Source organism: Marinifilum sp. D737, assembly GCF_026672275.1.
Taxonomy (GTDB): domain Bacteria; phylum Bacteroidota; class Bacteroidia; order Bacteroidales; family Marinifilaceae; genus Marinifilum.
The window spans coordinates 46,577-67,742 of sequence record NZ_JANQCD010000028.1 but is presented as its reverse complement, the minus strand read 5'-3'; the positions used below and the strand labels follow the sequence as shown (position 1 = coordinate 67,742).

The window sequence follows — 21,166 nt, the reverse complement described above, 5'->3', positions numbered from 1 at the left end:
AAAAGACCATTTGGGTCACACTCGTGTAGTAGTAGATGAGGAGGAGAATGTAATACAGGAAACTGCTTACTACCCATATGGAGGAATTATTGCAGCCCTTTCAACAAAAAACAAATATAATTACCTTTATACAGGCAAAGAGTTCATTGACAGTTTAGGTGTAAATTGGTACGATCACCACGCGAGGTATTACGACCCCGAGGTAGGCCGCTGGTTTGCCATTGACCCTGCCTTACAGGCAGCCAGTCCGTATATGGCCATGGGCAACAACCCCATGATGATGGTGGATGAAGATGGAGAGTGGTTTTTTGCAGCCTTGGCTGTAGGAGCTTTAATAGGAGCAGGAAGCTACACAGCCAGCATTGCCTTTAGTAAAGGAGGTTTCGATAATTGGAGTTGGGGAGGTTTTTTTCAATCTGCCGGAATGGGAGCTGTTTCGGGTGTTGCTACAGGTGGAATTGGTGAAATTTTTGGAGGTTTGGGAGGCTCTGTAGTAAACGGCGTATCCACCAATTCTCTGGGAACCCAAATTTTAAATGAAACTGGTCGTGCATTGGCACATGGTGTAGCGCAAGGAGGATTGGGTGCATTGCAAGGTGATAATTTCTTTAATGGCTTTGCCAGTGGAGGTTTAGGTTCAATAGCTGGTAGTGGTTTTCAGGTAATGGATCCTAATTTTGGGAAATCAGCTTGGAATAACACCTTTATAGGTGTTTTATCAGGAGGTATGGGAGCAGAACTATCTGGAGGAGATTTTTGGCGTGGTGCTGGGCAAGGAGCTAGTGTTGCTTTGTTGAATCATTATATGCACCAAGTTGAAGGTAATTTGAATGAAAACAGGGCTGGAAAGAAAAGGGCTAAGGCTTATGCTGAGCAGGCTTTTAGTGGAATTAGTTTGGCGGATTATAACCGACAAATGGCATTTGTTGATATGATAAATACTCCTACGAGTTATATATCTTCTGCTTCTGCCTTTTCTCTTGCAAGAATGTTACATCGATTTAGACCAATAGTGGATGGAACAGGATATCCTATATTTAGGGGATCTCCATGGTATAATTCTGTGAACTCTGTTAGGAGTTTTGCAGGAGCTGTTGGGAATTTCACATTCGTATTGGGAACAGGTATAGGTTATTATAGATATTTAACAGATTCTACTTATGGAGGAGTTGAATTTACTCTTGATACATCGGTGGGAGTTATAGGTTCTTTTGGTGGCAAAATAGCATCTTATGCAGGAATAAGTAGTCGATTTGCAGGTCCAATTAGTTTCTTTTTTTCTGGAATGTATTTTGGAACAAAACATGCTATAAGTGTTTATACAAACCATCCACCTGATAGCCCAGTTAAAGATCATATGTTATTTAAATCACCATTTTAAAAATATAAAAGAAATGTTAGGTTACATATTTTGTAAATATTATCATTCAAATAAAAAAAGGAATCTACATAATGATTTGTTTATGGCTTATCATACCATGTCTTTTTTGTTAGTATTAAATTTTTTGACATTAAATAGTATTCTAATTTTTTATTGGGATGTGCAGTTATATTTTGATTCTGTATTGGATATTGTCATTCTGTACGTACTGTGTTATGTGTTTTATTATTTTTATTTAATCTATCGACAAAGATATGTTATTTTATATAATAAATTTATAGATAATAGAAGCAGTATAAAGGATTTTATTGCGAGTGTATATTTATGGGTTACAATTTCATCTTCAATTTATGGTGTTTATTTAGCAAGGATGAAGTTAATTGGTCATTTGTAGTGTAAATAGGTAATACTGGTAATGTATCAAATTAACTGATATGGAAAAACCAATTTGTAAGGAATTAACTTTCAGGATAAAAACGAATAAAATATTAATAGAACAAGCGGTACAATGTATCGCTTATTTTATTTTTAGGCTTTTAACACGGCTAAAATTAGAAAAAACTTAAGCTCGTAATTCAGGTACATTGGTAGTTTAAACATATGTCCTGATTTTGAATTTGGAGAATGATTCAGAGATAAACAAGGTGTTGTTTATATAAAAGAGCATAAGAACCGATGAATTGTCAACTTGTTTGGACTAGAATTCATCGGTTTCTTTTTTCTGATTATTTTAGCACATGAATTCCTAAAAGCCAAAGCCAAACAATAAAAACAAATTTATGTCTCGACTATGTCTTGCGCTGCTTGTGGTCCTGTTATTTCTTTTGGGCTGCAAATCACAAAATCAAAACTTAATGATTGTGAAAGAGTTGAACTCCAATTGGGAGTTTTCTGAAAAGGATTCGGTAAACTGGTTGCCTGCTAAAGTACCAGGCTGTGTTCATACCGACTTGCTTGCTAATGGTAAGATCGAAGATCCTTTCTATCGTTTAAATGAACATGATTTGCAGTGGATCGATAAAAAGGATTGGATCTACAAAACGGAATTTAAACTGGATCAGAAACTTTTGAACAAAGATAGACTTGTACTTGATTTTAAAGGTTTAGATACCTATGCAGATGTTTACCTGAATGATCAGAAGGTGCTTTCGGCAGACAACATGTTTCGGGAGTGGACTGTTGATGTAAAGAAATATCTGAAAAGCGGGAAAAATAAACTAAAAATTGAGTTTCGGTCGCCAATTCATGAAGGTTTAAACTTGTATGATGCCAATGGATTTGTATATCCCGGAGCGGAGAATGACCAAGCTGAATTGGGCCAGGTGGAAGGAAATAAAAGGGTAAGTATCTATACTCGTAAAGCCGGTTATCATTATGGTTGGGATTGGGGGCCACGCTTGGTTTCCAGTGGTATTTGGCGTCCGATCTGCCTTAAGGCATGGGACAATGCAAGAATTAAGGATTTACAGATTGTACAAAATGAGGTGAATGAAGATCTTGCCAGATTTACCGCTATTCTTGAACTGGAAGCAGAGCAGGAAGTCCTGGCAGGGATTCAAATTCAGAATGATGGGATGGACTTGGTTACTTCAGAAGTCCAATTGAAAAAGGGAAATCACACTTATGAGCTGGATTTTGACATTAAAAATCCCAAACTGTGGTGGCCCAATGGCTTGGGTGATCAGATCCTTTATAATATCAAGGCGCAGGTAAATATTAATGGTAAAAAGGAGGATGCAAGTCACCGTATTGGCATTAGAACTATAGACGTAGTGCGGAAAAAGGATGAGAAGGGGACTTCCTTCTTTTTTAGAGTAAATGGAATACCTGTATTTATGAAAGGGGCGAATTACATTCCGAACGATATATTCCCAACGAGAGTGAGCAAGGAACAATTGAAAAAGGCAATTGCTACTGCCAAAAAATCCAATATGAACATGTTGCGTGTTTGGGGAGGAGGTTATTACGAAGATGATTTGTTTTACGATTTATGTGATGAGGCAGGAATATTGGTCTGGCAGGATTTCATGTTTGCATGTGCCATGTATCCGGGTGATCAGGAGTTTTTAGACAATGTAAGACTAGAGGCAAGAGATAACATCAAACGACTCAGAAATCATCCAAGTATTGCCCTTTGGTGTGGAAACAACGAAATTTTGGTTGCCTGGAACAACTGGGGGTGGAAAAGACAAGCGAAAGAACAAGGTGAGGAGGTAAGTGCTAAAGTTTGGAAAGCCTACACCGATATCTTTCATGAAGTATTGCCTAAAGCAGTGGAAACATATGATCCGTCAAGATTTTACTGGAGTTCAAGCCCTTCATCAGGAACAGGCATAAAGCCCGATTTAATAAATGGCGATGATCATTACTGGGGAGTATGGTGGGGAAAAGAACCATTTGAAACCTATGCTACACATATTGCAAGATTTATGAGCGAATACGGTTTTCAATCTTTCCCGGAAATGAAATCGGTTAGAAAATATGCTGAACCTGAGGATTACGATATCTATTCAGAGGTTATGAAGTCTCATCAGCGATCATCAATTGGGAACGAAACCATTGAATATTACATGTTGAAGGATTACAAGAAACCTAAGGATTTTGAATCATTCTTGTATGTGAATCATGTATTGCAAGCCGAAGGAATTAAGTTTGCTTTGGAAGGTCACCGAAGAGCCATGCCATATTGTATGGGAAGCTTGTACTGGCAGATGAATGATTGTTGGCCGGTTGCTTCATGGAGTTCTACCGATTACTACCAGGAGTGGAAAGCCTTGCAGTACTATGTGAAAAAAGGTTTTGAACCATTATTGGTTTCACCTTATTTCGAAAATGATAGTATTAAGGTAGCTGTAGTAAATGACCATTTGAAAGAAATCAAAGCCAAATTGGTTATGAGAGTGCTTGATTTTTACGGGAAGGAAAAATGGTCGGAAAGCAAAGACATTACCATTTGTAAAAATTCAAGTGAAGTTTTCTTTAGTCAGGAATTTAAATCATTTTTACAGAATAGAAATCCTAACAGAGAATTGTTTTTGGTTGAAGTGCAAATGGGTAAAGAAGTACTGGAAAGGAATATCCTATACTTTAATCCGGTTAAAGATCTCGAATTGCCTCAACCAAATGTTGAATTTAGGATCACAAAAGGAGAAGAGGCTTACGAAATCTCCTTAACATCGGATGTGTTGGCCAAAAATCTGTTTTTTACCCTTGGCGATGAAGATGGATTCTTTTCTGATAATTATTTTGATGTATTGGCAGGAGAATCTGTAAACATCAAGTTGGAAACGGAACTATCGCTGGCAGAAATCAAGAAAGTGATTCAGCTCAGAACACTTGATACTACCTTTGAGTAGAAGTAAAAATGTATATTATAAAAGAAGGAGTACCTATTTTAAGAGTACTCCTTTTGTATTTTATACAGCTGATTTTATTTCACCAAAAACAAATATCCTCTGCCTCGAAGTGTTTGTATTTCAATATGATCATCTTCGGCAAAGTAGTTGCGAAGCTTTTTAATGTATACATCCAGGTTTCGGGAATTGAAGAATGAATCGTCGCCCCAAACCTGCATTAAAATGTCTTTTCGTTCCACAACCTTACTTCCCATTTCGGTTAGTTTTTTTAGCAATTCGCCTTCACGGTTCGAAAGGTTAATGGTTTTCGAAGGTGTGATCAATTCATATCTTTTAGGGAAATAGGTGTAAGTCCCTAATTTAATTTCATCATGTTCAATTTTTTGCTCCTTTGCTGTTTCTTTGTTCTCGCCAATGCCATGTAACTTTAATTGGTTATCGATTCGAATCGCCAATTCTTCAATGCTAAATGGCTTGCGGATGTAATCGGTACCTCCAGCTTCAAAACCTTTTACAAGATCCGGAGTTTCGGTTTTGGCCGTAAGAAAAATAATTGGGAGTGTTGGAAATTTGGATCTGATGTGCTCACACAATTGATATCCATCAACATTTGGAAGCATGATATCCAGAACACAAATATCAGGAGTAAAATCATGAAATTTCGACATTACCTGTGCTCCATCTGTCTCCCAAATGATATCGAATCCTTTTAGGATCAACGAATCGTAAACGATTTGGCCTAAATTAGGTTCGTCTTCAACGTAAAGTATCTTCGTTTTGTTCATGATTATCTTAGCTTGAGTGCCCTGCAAGATAAGAAAATGTGAGAAGATTGAGCGGGGGTGATTTTGTTAATAAAACTTAAATATCAGTTATCAGTTATCAGTTATCAGTTATCAGTTATCAGTTGCGCAGCAAACCTTTTAACTTTGTTAATTGTTCACCGTCTAGGCTGGAAACTCTAATTTTATTTCACAACCTTGTTCTGTAAGCTTATCTGCACTGATTGATCCATTGTGTTGTTTCATAACCAAAGCAGCAAAACTTAAGCCCAAACCAAATCCTTTTACATTGTGTTGATCGCCGGTTGGCACTCTGAAAAAGCGATCGAAAACCTTATTCAAATATTCTTTTGGAATTCCCGGGCCATTATCGATAACCGATATGTAAACATGTAAACCTTTTTGCCAAAGATTCACAACAATACTTACATCATTGCCACCATACTTTTTACTGTTTTCTATCAAATTGCGAATTACCCCTTCAATGTATACCTGGTCGATAGGAATGCTTATCAATTCATTGGGTTTGTTGAATTTGATATTGATCGTATTTGCAGAAAAGAGTTGTACCGACTTCACAATTCGATCGACAAACTCATTTAAGTTGGTTTCTTCCTTCTTTAATAGGTGCTGATTAGACTCGAGCTTTGAGTGTTCCAATACTCTTGAAGTAAGACTATCCAGGCGGTTCATTTCTGAAGCAACCATTTTAAGATAGGACTTTGTTTTTTCTTTATCGTCGGAGATTCCATAATTCAGAATGGCTTCCATAGCAGCTTTTGCTGTGGATACCGGAATTTTTAATTCATGTGTAATATTGCTAACAAAATCGGAACGAAGCATATTTAGCTTTGCTTGGCTAAGGTAACTACGATAAGCAACTACCAAAGCAAATACCGACAGACTGATTAATACAATTCCGAAGATAATTTGCGGTAGAATTTCTGTAATTAGATGCAGGAAATAGTGCTCAAAGTATAGAACGCTTGCTTTATCATATCTTCGAGCATATATAATAATGCCTAATTTTCCTCTTCTTAGTACTTCTTGATTGGTTTTTTCAATCAATTCAATATTTTCCCTGTCAATTTCATCCTCATGTCCGGCTTTTATATTTGGAAAATTAATAGCTACATTTCTTAAGAATAGATTTCTTAAAAATAGTTGAGTAGTATCATTTGATTTTTTCCTTTGATTGTAAAGAATTTGGGCAGGGTAAATTTGATAACGATAACCCAATCTTAAAATGTCATAATATCGTTCATCTCTTAAACTATCAGGGATAAATGAACTAGTTTCAATAGCTCTAAAAATATTTGTATAGTTTTGATTGGTATCTATAAATTCTTTTAACTCTTTGATGTAAGCTCTTTTAAAGTCTGAACTGGTTTTTGGTGACCCTATTTTTAAGCTTTCGAAATTTATGGTGTCCTGATGATTTATAGCAGGTTTTATCACATTTCGATAAAAGAGGATAAATTCTCCATCGTTTATGGATACATGATAAAGTCTGGATAATTCTACTTGCAGGTTTTTCTTTTCATTATTGTATTGAGAATGCAACCAGTACCCCACAAAAGTGACCAATAAAAACATACTTAAAACCATTGGTGAAATGATTTTAATTTTCTTTCGATTTAATCGGTTTCTAGACATGAAACAAATATACTGGCTTTCAGTAGTAAATGTTCGAATTGTTAACCTTAATTAACCAAATTACAGTCAGCGCTAAACAGCATTTAATGAACAATTATCAATAAATTAAGACAAAAAGGAGCTGTTGACATCCATATAAGGGTTTAAAATCAGGGTGAATCATATATCTTAAAAGTATTTTTCTAAAAAAAAAGTAGGCCATTCTCAAAGAATGACCTGCTTAGATTGACTATGAAAAATTAAAAGAAAATAATTTTGTTCTTTAATGTTTATGGCATTACATCATCATGTAATTGCCATAGGTTGGATACATACCATGGCCTCCTCGTTGCTTTCTTCCTTTTCCTTTGCCATCTCTTAATTTATAACTGAAAGTAAGGATATAGAACTTGTTCAACTTGTTTGAGTAGTAATCTACAGAATATAAGTCTGAAACAAAGTGAGACCTTTGATCATCTTTACTCAAAATATCATAAGCTGTGAATGATAATTCTCCACGTTTGTTTTTTAATATTTTGGTAGATAAACCAAGGTTTAAGTGCCAAAAGTTATCTACACTATTGGTAGAAAAGTTATTTTGATAATTGTTACTTGCATTTGTTCGAAATACCAAATCCTTTAAGAAATTCCAATACATGCTTAATGAGGTAGTTTGCGATAAATACTCTGAACCAGACTTGGATGTGTTATTGGATTTCTGATAGTTGCTTGAACTGGTAAATGTAAAGTCTATTTTTTCACTAATGTTTGAACTAAGTGTCATTCCATGATTCAAGTTCCACGAATTGGTATATGCTTTTTTATCATTAACAAAAGTAGGGTTGTGAGAAAACCGACCTCTTGTGTTGATGTTCAGTTTAGACTTTAACTTCTTAAGAGGAAAGCTATACGAAATACTTGTTCCTATAGAATATTGACCATCAAGATTTACAGGTTCTGAAAATTGTCCTCCTGCAGGCAGAAAGTACAATCCGTTAATGGTTGTATCCTTAGCAGCAACAATTGTTCTTCTTCCAACAGTATTATTTGTTGTTGTTGCCATAGTATGAATCGACAAATGACTTCCTTTTTTCATGTTTGATGATGAATAAAGTGCCATTAAAGTATGAGATTTAGATTGTTCCAATTTTGAATTACCAGTTGTAATGTTTAATGGATTTGAAAGGTCAACAATTTCCTGCAAATCGCGAATATTTGGAGTTGTTGTTCGCGACATGTAATTAAGGTTAATTCTTTTTTGGTTCTTCAAATTGAGCGAATACCTAATGTATGGTTTAAATGAAAAGAAATCCTTGTTAAACTTTGTCTGAGTGGGAAATGATTCCTCATTTTTTAGACTTGTCATTTCAAAATCGGCACCTAAGCTAAAGCCATGAGTTTTGCCATTAAGGTGATAAGAAAATCGTCCTGCATTTCTGAAAGTTGTGTTTTCAAAATTATTTGTGGTTAGTTCATCCAAATCACTATATGAGTTTTCACTTTCATTAAAGTTATATCCGTATTTATCTGATTTTTGTTCGTTATAATTGAAGCGATATCCTAAACTGGCAAATCCTTTTTCACCCATAGGTTCGCTAAATGATATTCCTGCATCAACACCTGAGTTTTTCCTTTTAGAGTCTGAAATTCGATTAATACTTTGACTTACTTCATTGTTTTCATTAAAAGTCTCAGACAATTGTTTTCCCTCCGACTCGTTGTTGGAGTAATTAAATCCAGCATTTAAGTTCAAGGAACGACCTTTTTTACCCAGACTTTTTGAATAATTTACAGTTTGATATAGGTTGTAGTTTTTATTTTCGGATGAGTTCAGGTTATTATTCGAATTTAAAGGGTTACCATTTAACTTGGTATCAGAAATGGAGTTGGAATTTGATTCACCATCAGTTGTGGAAATATTGGTATTCAGCATTAACCTGTTTTTCGGGTTGGAGTTTAATGATACTCTCAGATTAATACGGTGATCATTGTTGTCGTTGGTCGAATGGTTTGTCGAATTTTGTACCTGACCAGCTAGTGCATCAGATGTATAAGTTCTTACACTATTGCTCTTGTTTTCATATTCTTGATTGCCATATTCGTAGCTAAATTCAATGTCATTTTCGTTTTTCGAATTTACAAAGTTGATTCCAAAAGAGTCATCCTGAATGTCATTTCCATCAATACTTCTATTTCCAAAATTTCTATTGCTTAATTTTAGCGGGGCATTTACATCTCTCGATTTTGCTGTAAGCGTAATGCTATTGTTATCTGAAAAACTGTTAAGGTTTCCATTGAAACCATACCTGTTATCTTTCCCAAATCCTGCAGCCACATCACCAAAAACAAGTCTTTTGTTTTTCTTATTGGTAACAATGTTTAGGGTTTTTTTATCTTCTTCATTTCTTTTTAGTCCGGTAAATTTTTCTTCATCGCTTTTGTATTCATAAACTTCAATGTTTTTAATTACATCGTTTGGAATAGTTGCCAAAGCTTGATTCATATTATTCCCAAAAAACTTTTTCCCATCCACTAATACTTCAGCAACTTCTTGTCCTTCTACAACCAGTTTACCATCCATTTCATAAAAGCCAGGCATTTTGGCCAAGAGTTCCCCTGCAGTAGCATCTGGATTTACTTTGAATGCATCTGGATTAAATACAGTGGTATCGCCTTTGATTTTTGTTGGCGGTAAGGTCTCTGTAATGTTTATTTCCTGAAGAAATTCAGAGTTTTCAATCAATTTAAACTGACCCAGGTCAATGGATGATTTATCTACGGAGATTGATTTTTTAATCTCCTTATAGCCGATAAAAGAAACTCGAAAATCATATTGTCCTGGTTTTACTTTTATATTGAAATTGCCTAATTCGTTGGTTATGGTACCTTTTTTTTGAATGGTATCCGATTTATTAATTAGTAGAATGCTTGCACCAGGTAAAGAAGCTTCTTCTTGCGAGTCTAATACTTTACCAGTTAATGTATAACTTTTCTGAGCAAATAAGGATAATCCGGTAAGGATGAAAAATATAGATAGTGAAATTCTGTACATTAGTCTTTGTTTAAAAATTCAATTCAAAGAAAGTTCACATTCATGTATTATTAGATGATTTAAGGTGAATCAAGGTTAAATAAGGTTAATATGAGAAATCGCTTATTGATTGTAAGTGATAGGTGTGTAGTGATTTGTGTGTTTGAGCTGGTGTTTTTGATGTTAAGAGTTGTTAATTGTACATCTCTCTTTTAGACAGGAAAATTATTCTTGATGTTTTGTAGTATCTAAAACAACTTTGCATATTTTTATGAATCATTATATATTTCAATAAACAAAATCGCCATTACTTTGAATAAATCAACTACAATACTACTCCTATTTCTGCTTATAAATTTTTCTTGTTTCGCCAAGGTAAAAAACAAAGGAGTTCCCTTTATTAAGAATTTTCCAAGAAGTGAATATCATGGAGGAACTCAAAATTGGGACATTACACAATCTTCTAAAGGATTGATGTATTTTGCCAATAATGAAGGAGTGCTGGAATTCGACGGAACCAACTGGCGATTAATAGAAATGCCTAATAGATCGGTAGTGCGTGCTTTGGCAATCGACAAGTCGGATAGGGTTTATGTTGGAGCATACAATGAATTTGGATATTTGGAACCCGATTCAAAAGGCAAGTTGGTTTATAGGTCTTTGGTAAATCTGCTTTCCGAGGCGGAAAGAGATTTCGAAGAAGTGTGGCAAATTTATCACTTCAGGAATGGAATTGTATTTCACACCTTTGAAAAAGTTATTTTCTATAAGGATCATAAATTGTCCATTATTGGTGACAGAATGATTTTTCGTAAGAGTTTTGTTATAGATGATTCGTTTTATGTACAGATTCTAGGAAAGGGGCTCTGTAAATTGAATGGACAAGACTTTCAGTTGGTGGCAGGCGGTGAAAAGTTTAAAGATATAGAAATTGTTAGTGTACTGCCTTACTCCGAGGATGAACTTCTTATTGCAACTGCCCTGAATGGTTTATTTATATATAATGGAAGAGAAATTGAATCATGGAATCTTGATGCAAACAAGTCATTTGTTAAAGAGCAAATCTACTCAGGTTTAGCACTAAGAGATGATCATTTTGTTTTTGGAACGGTTAGAAATGGTCTGTATATTCTCAACAAAAGGGGGCAAATTATCCAACATGTTAATACAGATTTAGGTCTGCTTAATAATACCATACTTAGTTTATTTCAGGATTCGGAACAGAATCTTTGGCTAGGTTTAGACAATGGAATTAATCACCTTGAAATTAGTTCGCCAGTAACCACTTTTCCCAGGGTAAGAGATATTGGAACAGGATATTCCTCAATTTATTTTAGGGGATATTTGTACCTGGGAACAAATATGGGCTTGTTTGCCCGTAAGTACGATTTTTTAGATATGGATTTAAACTTGAACGAAAAGTTTAGGCTTGTTGAAAAAACTTCTGGTCAGGTTTGGAGCTTGCAAGTAATAGGTGATGAGCTCATATGCGGACACACTAAAGGTACTTTTAGGATCAATCAGGATAAAGGTGAACTGATTTGTGATGTTGAAGGAGGATGGAAATATTTATATAAAAGTGAATTCCCAAATCAAATGATAGGAGGAACTTATTCTGGTTTGATTCTTTTCGAAAGGGAATCGGAAAAGGGGAAGTGGAGGTTTAAACAAAAAATCGGCGGTTTTCAGGAATCATCCAGAGAAATGATTTGGAATGATGATAACAGCATATGGATGAGTCATGGTTATAAAGGATTGTATCGAATCGTTTTAAACAATGCATTGGATTCATGTATTAATTTTAAACTGTATGGAAAGGAAGATGGGCTTCCTTCTGATTTAAGCATAGGAATTCATAAAATTCGTGATAAAGAGGTTTTCACAACCAATAAGGGCTTTTATGAGTATGTTCCTGAGATCAATAGGTTTGAAGCTTACCAATCATTAAATAATCTATTTGGAAAGGAAAAGGAGCTTACAAAACTTTTTGAGCAATCAAATGGTGATATCTGGTATTTTCAGGATGAAAAGTTAGGAGTATTGAAATTGCAAGTAGATAACTCTTATGAGAAACATGAAATGGCTTTTTCTTCGATTCGAGGTTCTTTTATAGGGGCTTTTGAGAATGTTTATGAAATAGACAGGTCAAATGTATTAATTGCTACTGAGGATGGATTTGTTCATTATAATCCGGAAATGCGAAAAAGGTATGAGAATACTTTCCATACTTTAATTAGAGAAGTGAAGGTAGCAGATAAGACAAGCTTGCAAGATTCAGTTATTTACTCTGGGTTTAAAAAGGAGGATGAGGAGATGCCCGTGATTCTTAAGTTTAGGAATAATGCAATTGGTTTTCAATATAGTGCTCCGCAGTCGAGTCAAATGCAGTTGGTCAATTATAAGTATCAATTACAAGGCTTCGAACAAGATACCTCTAACTGGGAAACCAACACAAGTAAGGAGTATACAAACTTGCCTGAAGGAGACTATGTTTTTCGTGTACTTGCACAAAACCAATATGGAGTGCAATCGGTTCCCGATGAGTTTAAATTTACAATTTTACCACCTTGGTATCGTTCAAAATTGGCCTATTTTATTTATCTCTTGGTTAGTATAGCCATTTTATGGGGCATTGTGTTGTTAGTGCGATTGCGCATAAGAAGAATGCATGAAAGGTTAGAGAAGCAACAGCAAGAGGAGTTAAAGGCCAAAGAGCAAAAGTTTAGAGAAGAAGCACTTATCGCAGAGAGAGAGATTGTACAACTAAGAAATGAAAAATTAAGGAGTGAAGTTGACTTTAAGACTCGAGAGTTGGCAAGTTCTACTATGAATATTATTCATAAGAACGAGGTTCTTTCCTATGCTGTTGGAGAGCTGAAAAAAGCATTAAAGAAGATAAAGGATCCAACAGCTCTTGTACAAGTTCGACAATTAATGAAAACTCTGGATTCAGAGTTTAATAGTGATCAGGATTGGGAACAGTTCGAATTACATTTCGATCAAGTGCATGAAAACTTCTTAAGAAGGCTAAGAAGTGCATATTCTCAACTCACCCCAAAAGATCTAAGAATGTGTGCTTATCTAAGAATGAATTTATCTACTAAGGAAATTGCACCTCTGATGAATATTTCAGTGCGAGGGGTTGAAATTAGTCGATACAGACTTCGGAAAAAATTTGATCTCTCAAGAGATGAAAATCTAATCGATTTCTTACTGAACGTGTAAAAATATCAATTTTAAGAGAAAAGGGCAGGTCTACTTGGTGGATTTGCCCTTTTTGTTTTTTGATGTATGAGGGATGTGCAATTTTTAAGAAATGTTGAGTTTGTCAAGTGTAGGTAAATCAGTGAGTTAAGGCTTCGAAAAAGTGTAATGATGTAGTAATGATGTATTGGTTTTATCGTAATGATGAGTTCGTGATGTAGCTGTTTTTTTGACATTGAGTTAGCATTGGAAGATATTGCAAACGATTTAGGTGAATAAATATTATGCCGTTTTAATGTCAAAATTACGATGGTATAATGCCGATGGATATTTAAAAAATATATAACAAACAGAGTGCAGTTGTGAATTTACTTAAATACTAATCGGTATAACCCAAATGAGTAAACTAATTTTTTTCTAATCTTAACGAACGAATTTATGAAAAAAACAGTCTTGTTTTTAGTTATGGCTTTCTTTTGTTTGCAATCTTTTGCACAAAAACAAGCTATAACAGGTTTAGTTACTTCGGCCGAGGATGGTACACCTTTACCATTTGCATCGGTTGTTATTAAAGGTACTACAATAGGTACTTCTACAGATTTTGATGGTAAGTTTAGCCTTGAAGCATCTGGTGAAGATGTATTGGTATTTTCTCTTATTGGTTTTACCTCGCAGGAAATACTTGTAGGTGATAAAACTGAAATTAACGTGATTTTGGACACCGAAACAACAGGTTTGGATGAAGTTGTTGTTGTTGGTTATGGTGTTCAGAAGAAAAGTGTTGTAACTGCTTCGATTAGTAGTGTTGATGCTGAAGATCTTGAAAAATCGACCCCTTCACGTATCGAAAATGTGCTGAAAGGGAGAGTTTCTGGTGTACAGATTACTCAAAGTTCAGGTCAGCCAGGAGCCGATTCAAAGGTTAGAATTCGTGGTATTGGTACAATCAATAACAGTGACCCTTTATATATTGTAGATGGAATGGCTGTTGATGGTGGTATTAATTACTTGAACCCTTCCGATATTGAATCTGTTGAGGTGTTAAAAGATGCTGCATCTTCTGCAATTTATGGTGCCAGAGGTGCAAATGGTGTTATTCTTGTGACAACCAAATCAGGTTCTCAGGGGAAAGCAACAATTAGCTACGACTTTTCATATGGATTTCAGAACCCATGGACTAAAAAAGCTGTTTTAAATGCTGAAGAGTACATGGTAATTATGAATGAAATGCAATTGAACGATGGAAATAGTGCAATCTATTCATCTGATCAAATTGCAAATGCAGGAACTGGAACCGATTGGCAGGATGAAACATTCAACTATGATGCACCTGTTCAAAATCACCAGGTAAGCATTAGTGGTGGAAATGACAGATCAAACTATTTTGTATCATTTGGTTATTTCAATCAGGAAGGTATTGTTGGAGGTAATTTTAACAAATCAAACTTCGAGCGTTACAGCCTTCGTTTAAACAATACTTACGATGTATTAAAAGAAGAGCGCCAGTGGTTTAAAAACTTAAAAGTTGGTATTAATGCTGGTTATACCAGAATTAAATCAAAAGGTATCGAAACCAACTCAGAGTTTGGTTCTGTTTTGGGTAGTGCTTTGGCCTTCGATCCAAGTGTTTCTGTTTATGCTGCGGATCCAGATGCAGTTTTAGCTTCTCAACCTACAGCTGTAAAAGATAAAGATGGACGTGTGTTTTCTTTGCCTCCTTCAGGTTTCCAGGAAATTGCTAACCCTGTGGCAATGTTGAATGCTCCGGATAATGCAGAAGACAACTCAGATAAGATTGTTGCTACACTTTGGGCCGAATTGGAAATTATTCAGGATTTAAAATTCAAATCCAGTTATGGTATTGATCTTGCTTTCTGGGGAACAGATGGATATAGATTTCCTTACTATCTAACATCACAAGGTAAAAACTTCAGTCGCTCTTCAGTTTGGTCAAGTATGAACAGAGGTTATAACTGGCAGATCGAAAATACATTACATTACACAAAGACAATTAATGAGAAGCATAATTTCTCTGCATTATTAGGTCAGTCTTCTAAAGAATATACCTACAGAAATTTATCAGGTACAGATTATGATTTATTAGAAGAGAATCCATCAAAGGCAGTAATCGATTACGCTATTGCAGATGAAGATGACTCTATGGTTTCTGGTGGTACAGGAGGATATACTTCTAAAACATTAGCATCCTACTTCGGACGTATCGATTATAACTTCGATGAAAAATACATGTTCCAGGCAACAGTTCGTCGCGATGGTTCATCAAACTTTGGTCCGAACAACAAGTGGGCAACCTTCCCATCATTCTCTGTGGGTTGGAATGTTACCAACGAATCGTTTATGGACGGAATGCCAGAGTGGTTGGATTATTTGAAAGTTCGTGCCAGCTGGGGTAGAAATGGTAATGAAAATATTGATGCATTCTCATACACAAGTTTGATGGATGGTGGAACTAACTATTACTTTGGTTCTGGTGATTATTCAACTATGCAGTATGGTTCGAATGCATCAAGAATTGCAAACCCTGATGTGAAATGGGAGGAATCGGAGCAAATTGATGTTGGTTTTGATTTGAGATTACTAAACCATGCTTTAACAATTGGTTTCGACTATTTCAAGAAAGATACTGAAGGAATGTTGATTGCACAGCCTATTCCTGGATATGTTGGAAAAGGAGCTCCTATCGCCAATGCAGGGGATATGGAAAACAAAGGGATTGAGTTTGAAATTACCTGGAAAGATAACATCGGTGATTTTAACTACTCAGTAAGTGCACAAGCTTCCTATATTAAGAATGAGTTGATCGATATGGGTAACGATTCAGGAGAAGCAATTTATGAAAGTAATGGTACTTCTGGAATTGGTAGTTACGTAAAAGGTCAAAATGGTGAAGTTTTCCCATTCTTCTATGGGTTTAAAACAAATGGCTTGATTCAAAATGAAGCTGAAGCAGCTCAATACAATAACACTTATGGTGAATCGGCTATGCCTGGTGATGTAAGATTTGTTGACTACAACAATGATGGAATTATCAATGATGATGACAGAACCAAAATTGGTAAAGGGATGGCAGACTGGACATTTGGTTTGAATATCTCTGCGGACTGGAAAAACTTTGATTTTAATGCTTTCTTGCAAGGAAGTTATGGAAATGATATTTATGATTTCTCTCAAAGAGCAGATATTCCAAGTATGAACCGTCCAGCATGGATTTTAGATCGTTGGAGAGGAGAAGGTACTTCTAATTCAATTCCAAGATTAACATCTGAAGATCCAAATGGTAATGCACGTTCTTCTGACTTGTATGTGAAGGATGGATCATACATTAGATTGAAATCGATTCAGTTAGGATATACGATTCCTTCTTCAATTATCAGCAAAAAAATCATCAACAGATTCAGACTGTATGTAGCAGCTGAAAACCTGTTTACATTAACTGATTACGAAGGATTTGAGCCGGAAGTTGCTTCTGGAGGTTATACCACAATTGGTGTTGATAAAGGTGTTTACCCACAATCACGCACAATTACATTTGGAGCAAATATTACTTTCTAAGTCAAAAACGAAAACATTATGAATAAATATATAAAAACATTATTCCTTGCTGTTTTAATAGGTTTTACAGCCTGTAGCGATGAATTTTTAACAGTGGAGCCTACTTCTTCCCAAGAAGCAGGAGGTGATGCAACAGAAGGTGCGATTTTATCGAATCTTGGTTCTGCTTATCAGATTTTACTATTTGATAGTTATGCTGATTTTCAATTTAACAGTGTACCATTGATGTCAGACCTATTGTCTGATGATATCTATAAAGGTGGTGGTTCAGCTGGTGACCAGCAAGTTCTTTACAATTTGTCTCAGTACAATTTGAATGGTGATTTAGCACCAAACGGACTTTGGAACATCTATTATTCAGGAATTAGCCGTTGTAATGGAGTAATCTTAGCTTGCGAAAATGCTATTGGTGTTGATGAAGATAAACTGAATCAATATAAGGCAGAAGCTCATTTCTTAAGAGCATACTATGTACATTGGTTGTGGAAATTCTGGGGTAACATTCCATATTTCGAAGAAGAATTGGAAGCTCCTTATTTTGCTCCTCAGCTTACTGCTGATCAGGTTTATGCTGAATTGATTGAAGATGTAAATTTTGCAATTGAGGGCGATAAACTACCCTTGCAAACAACGGCAGTAAACGATGGTCGTGCGAGCAAAGCAGCAGCAATGATGTTGAAAGCGAGAATTGTATTGTATCAAAAAGATCAAAGCAAATATGCTGAGGTTCTTGCTGATATGGAAGAAATTTATAATAGCAATGAATTCGAATTGGCTGACTATGCATCAATTTGGGACAGAGCTGGTGAATTCGGTTCAGGTTCCATTTTTGAAGCCAATCACTTACCTGAAGGAAAAGACTGGGGTGCAGCATGGACAGGATACGGAACCAACATGCCTACTTTTATTTCTCCAAATGAATTAACAGGTACCGATTTGCTGAGCGGAAGTACTGAATATCAAGGTGGATGGGGATTTGGACCTGTTCGTACTGAAATAGTTGACATTTATGAAGCAGGTGATGCAAGATTGGCTGCATCGGTGAATCAGTTCGAAGATGGAACATACACTGCACGTTTCCAGAATACTGGTTACTTTATGGCAAAATATGCTGCTCGAAAAGATTATAACGATGCTCCTTATACAGGAGACTTGAACTATGAAAACAATGTTCGAATTTTCCGTTATGCCGAGGCTTTATTAAATGCAGCGGAACTGATCGTAGTACATGGTCAGGCAGCTACTACTGGTTTAACTGCCGAAACTTGCCTTGATGCTGTTAGAACAAGAGCTGGTGTTGCGTCTATTCCTGCAACAGCTGAAAATATTAAGCTGGAGCGAAGAAGAGAATTCTTCGGAGAAGGTATGCGTTACTGGGATTTGGTACGTTGGGGTGATACTGCTCTGTTAACTGAAAGCATACCTGAGTTTTCTTCAGTAAGAACCTGGGATGAAACAAGAAAATACTTCCCAATCCCTCAATCGGAGATTGACAGAACATATGGAGAATACAAATTGGTACAAAATCCAGGTTACTAATCACATTTAAAGTTAAAATCATGAAAAATATTATAAAATCAGGATTTGGATTTGCACTGGCAATCTTGATGATGTTGGTTGCCTGCGATCCGAATGAATTCGATAAGTCTGACTTAAATATTGGAACAGTTCCTACAGCTGAAGATGTAAGTTTTACGATAGTTCCTGGAGATGATGAATTTCATTTTGTGTTAACTAACAATACAACTGTTGAAGGAATACATATCGTGAAATGGGATCTTGGTAATGGAACTGTTGCGACGGGTAATGAAGTAGTGGCATATTATCCAACACCCGATACTTACGATGTTACTTTAACAATTACTGTAAATAGTGGTGAAACAGCTTCTAAATCAGATCAAATTGTTCAAACCGAAACAGATTATGCCTTTTTGGATAGCCCTCTTTTAAATATGTTAACAGGTGGTTCGTCTGTTCTTGAAGGTAAAACCTGGGTTGTGGATAGTCTTGGATCAGGTCATTATGGAATTGGCCCAGCAGGTGGAAACTGGCCGGAATGGTGGGCAGCAAGTCCATTGCAAAAAACAGGTTCAGGTTCATATGATGATGAATTTACTTTTAAAATGGTTGAATTCGTATTTGAATATCATAATAATGGTGATTCATACGTGAAGGATTATCAGAAGACTAACCCTAATTACTCTAACCCTGTTGAAGTTGATGGTGTTGATTGTAAAGTGGATTTTACACCAGGAAATGCTACTTGGGCGGTTGTTGAACGTGAAGGTGCTAACTACCTTGTGTTAACATCAGATAAGCCTAGTTTCTTCGGTTTTGACTATGGCGCTACCAACAATGAATTCCGAATTGAAGGCATAACTGAAAATACATTACAATTGAGTTGTATCGGAGGAGATGGTAACAGATGGTACAACAATTTAATTGTGAAAGGTTACGAAGTTCCTGTTGTTGAAAAACCTCTTCAAGAGAATGATATCATGGATGATTTTGAAGGTAATGGTAATGTGGTTTGGAATCTGGATGACATAGTTGCATTTGAAACGATAACAAATTTTGCACCTCTTGATCCTAATACTTCAGAAAATATTGCCCGATATACAAAAGATGGATTTGAGTGGACCAATGTGAAAACTGTGTTGGACTACAGAATAGACCTTACTTCAAGAAATGTTTTCACAATGAAGGTTTTTATTCCGAGTTTTAATGATTATGTAACAGAATGTGACCCAGGGACTCCTTGGTTGTCAGAGCATAATCTTAAGCCTCAGATTGATGTCAAACTTCAGGATAGTAAAAAAGGTGGAAGTGCATGGGAAACTCAACAAGTTAGAGGTTATGTTTTTACCGAAGATCAATTGGGAAAATGGGTTGAATTAACATTTGATTTTAGTGATGTTTCTGACAGAACAGATTTCGATCAGATTATCATTCAGCTTGGAGCAGAAGGACATTGTAATTCAGGTATTTTTTACATCGATGATTTCATGTTATTAGATTAAGAAGATCTTTTTTATCCGGGGCATTTAGCCCCGGTACTTTTAACTATTCGTGAAATTTGATTAGAGTGATATATGAATAATTTAAATTATTGTGTGTTAGCCATTTTATTATTTGTTGGATTTGCATCCTGTTCAAGTAGTGGTGGTGATGAAGGTGAGGAATATACAGCAGGATTTGAACTTGAGATTGATCAGGACAATCCAAACCTGGTAAACCTTACAAATACCTCTGAAGGAGACTATTTATACCTGCAGTGGAATTACGGTAATGGGAATTCCAGCTCAAAAGAAACTGATAAAACATCGGTTCGAAGCATTCATTATCCTGAAAAAGGAACATATGAAATTACCTTAACAGTTTGGGGCAAAATGAACAGTTTAAGTGATACAAAAACTGTGACCAGGACTGTTAGCATTGCAAATGATGATCCTGACTATGTGCAAGGGGAAGACTTGGTGTGGTCTGATGAGTTTAATGGAACTACAATTAATGCTGACAATTGGACATTTGAAACCGGTGATGGTGGTTGGGGAAATCAGGAACTCCAGAATTATACCAATGGTGATAATGCTCATGTCGAGGATGGAAAACTAATGATTACTGCCCGTAAGGTAAATGACAAAATGGTGGCAGGATCATATACTTCAACCAGGATGATCACATGGGGAAAACAAGAGTTTACCTATGGAAGAATGGAAATTCGCGCAAAACTTCCTTCAGGTAGAGGGATTTGGCCGGCAATTTGGATGCTTGGTACTAACCTGAATCAGGTGGGATGGCCAGCTTGTGGTGAAATTGATATCATGGAATATGTAGGATATGAACCAAACACAATTCATGCAACAGTGCACACTCCGGCAGAGCATGCAGGGAATGGCAATGGAAGTTCGGCAAGCTTGGAAACAGCCGAAGAAGAATTTCATATTTATGGCATGATTTGGGATGAAAATAAAATCCAGTTTTATGTGGATACCGAAAGCAATATTACTCATACCTATTCTCCTTCCAATAAAACTGCTGAGAATTGGCCATTTAATAAAGCTCATTTTTTCATCTTGAACATTGCAGTTGGAGGAACCTGGGGAGGTGCCCAGGGAATCGATAACTCTATTTTTCCACAAACAATGGAGATCGACTACGTTAGAGTCTACCAATAGAAAATTATTGGAATGTTAATCGCTGT

At 35.9% G+C, this 21,166-nt stretch carries 10 protein-coding genes; 7 read left to right on the top strand and 3 right to left on the bottom strand.

Features of this window, described 5'->3' with window-relative positions; all coding sequences use genetic code 11:
* A partial coding sequence (locus tag NQ163_RS15630) for an RHS repeat domain-containing protein (protein ID WP_268191264.1) occupies window positions 1–1,381 on the top strand: 1,381 nt, incomplete at its 5' end.
* 779 nt (window positions 1,382–2,160) lie between these two features.
* Window positions 2,161–4,737 (top strand): beta-mannosidase, encoded by a 2,577-nt coding sequence (locus tag NQ163_RS15625; protein WP_268191263.1) that lies wholly within the window; start codon window positions 2,161–2,163, stop codon window positions 4,735–4,737.
* Between the two features lie 74 nt (window positions 4,738–4,811).
* Here the strand turns inward: NQ163_RS15625 and NQ163_RS15620 are convergent, their stop codons facing one another.
* The 3 genes from NQ163_RS15620 to NQ163_RS15610 all read right to left on the bottom strand — a co-directional run bounded on the left by NQ163_RS15620 (window position 4,812) and on the right by NQ163_RS15610 (window position 10,206).
* Window positions 4,812–5,522, bottom strand: coding sequence for a response regulator transcription factor (locus NQ163_RS15620; RefSeq protein ID WP_268191262.1), 711 nt, complete (start codon window positions 5,520–5,522; stop codon window positions 4,812–4,814).
* Between the two features lie 162 nt (window positions 5,523–5,684).
* Window positions 5,685–7,175: a sensor histidine kinase gene (locus NQ163_RS15615; protein WP_268191261.1), complete on the bottom strand. Its 1,491-nt coding sequence runs from the start codon at window positions 7,173–7,175 to the stop codon at window positions 5,685–5,687.
* Window positions 7,176–7,452: 277 nt separating this feature from the next.
* Window positions 7,453–10,206 (bottom strand): TonB-dependent receptor, encoded by a 2,754-nt coding sequence (locus NQ163_RS15610; RefSeq protein WP_268191259.1) that lies wholly within the window; start codon window positions 10,204–10,206, stop codon window positions 7,453–7,455.
* A gap of 291 nt (window positions 10,207–10,497) precedes the next feature.
* Between NQ163_RS15610 and NQ163_RS15605 the strand changes: the two genes are divergently transcribed.
* The 5 genes from NQ163_RS15605 (at window position 10,498) to NQ163_RS15585 (ending at window position 21,140) form a co-directional block, all read left to right on the top strand.
* A complete protein-coding gene (locus NQ163_RS15605; RefSeq protein WP_268191257.1) occupies window positions 10,498–13,410 on the top strand; it encodes a ligand-binding sensor domain-containing protein in 2,913 nt (970 codons plus the stop codon).
* Window positions 13,411–13,827: 417 nt separating this feature from the next.
* Window positions 13,828–16,962, top strand: coding sequence for a SusC/RagA family TonB-linked outer membrane protein (locus NQ163_RS15600; protein ID WP_268191256.1), 3,135 nt, complete (start codon window positions 13,828–13,830; stop codon window positions 16,960–16,962).
* 18 nt (window positions 16,963–16,980) lie between these two features.
* Window positions 16,981–18,501 carry a RagB/SusD family nutrient uptake outer membrane protein gene (locus tag NQ163_RS15595; protein WP_268191255.1) on the top strand — a complete coding sequence of 507 codons (1,521 nt, stop codon included), beginning with the start codon at window positions 16,981–16,983 and terminating at the stop codon, window positions 18,499–18,501.
* Window positions 18,502–18,521: 20 nt separating this feature from the next.
* Window positions 18,522–19,982 (top strand): PKD domain-containing protein, encoded by a 1,461-nt coding sequence (locus NQ163_RS15590; RefSeq protein ID WP_268191254.1) that lies wholly within the window; start codon window positions 18,522–18,524, stop codon window positions 19,980–19,982.
* A gap of 72 nt (window positions 19,983–20,054) precedes the next feature.
* On the top strand, window positions 20,055–21,140 hold the full coding sequence (locus tag NQ163_RS15585) for a family 16 glycosylhydrolase (protein ID WP_268191252.1): 1,086 nt from the start codon (window positions 20,055–20,057) through the stop codon (window positions 21,138–21,140).
* The last annotated feature ends 26 nt before the right edge of the window (window positions 21,141–21,166 follow it).

Coding starts and splice junctions, on each gene's coding strand:
- NQ163_RS15625 (WP_268191263.1), top strand. CDS start 2,161: ATGTCTCGACTATGTCTTGCGCTGCTTGTGGTCCTGTTATTTCTTTTG.
- NQ163_RS15620 (WP_268191262.1), bottom strand. CDS start 5,522: ATGAACAAAACGAAGATACTTTACGTTGAAGACGAACCTAATTTAGGC.
- NQ163_RS15615 (WP_268191261.1), bottom strand. CDS start 7,175: ATGTCTAGAAACCGATTAAATCGAAAGAAAATTAAAATCATTTCACCA.
- NQ163_RS15610 (WP_268191259.1), bottom strand. CDS start 10,206: ATGTACAGAATTTCACTATCTATATTTTTCATCCTTACCGGATTATCC.
- NQ163_RS15600 (WP_268191256.1), top strand. CDS start 13,828: ATGAAAAAAACAGTCTTGTTTTTAGTTATGGCTTTCTTTTGTTTGCAA.
- NQ163_RS15595 (WP_268191255.1), top strand. CDS start 16,981: ATGAATAAATATATAAAAACATTATTCCTTGCTGTTTTAATAGGTTTT.
- NQ163_RS15590 (WP_268191254.1), top strand. CDS start 18,522: ATGAAAAATATTATAAAATCAGGATTTGGATTTGCACTGGCAATCTTG.
- NQ163_RS15585 (WP_268191252.1), top strand. CDS start 20,055: ATGAATAATTTAAATTATTGTGTGTTAGCCATTTTATTATTTGTTGGA.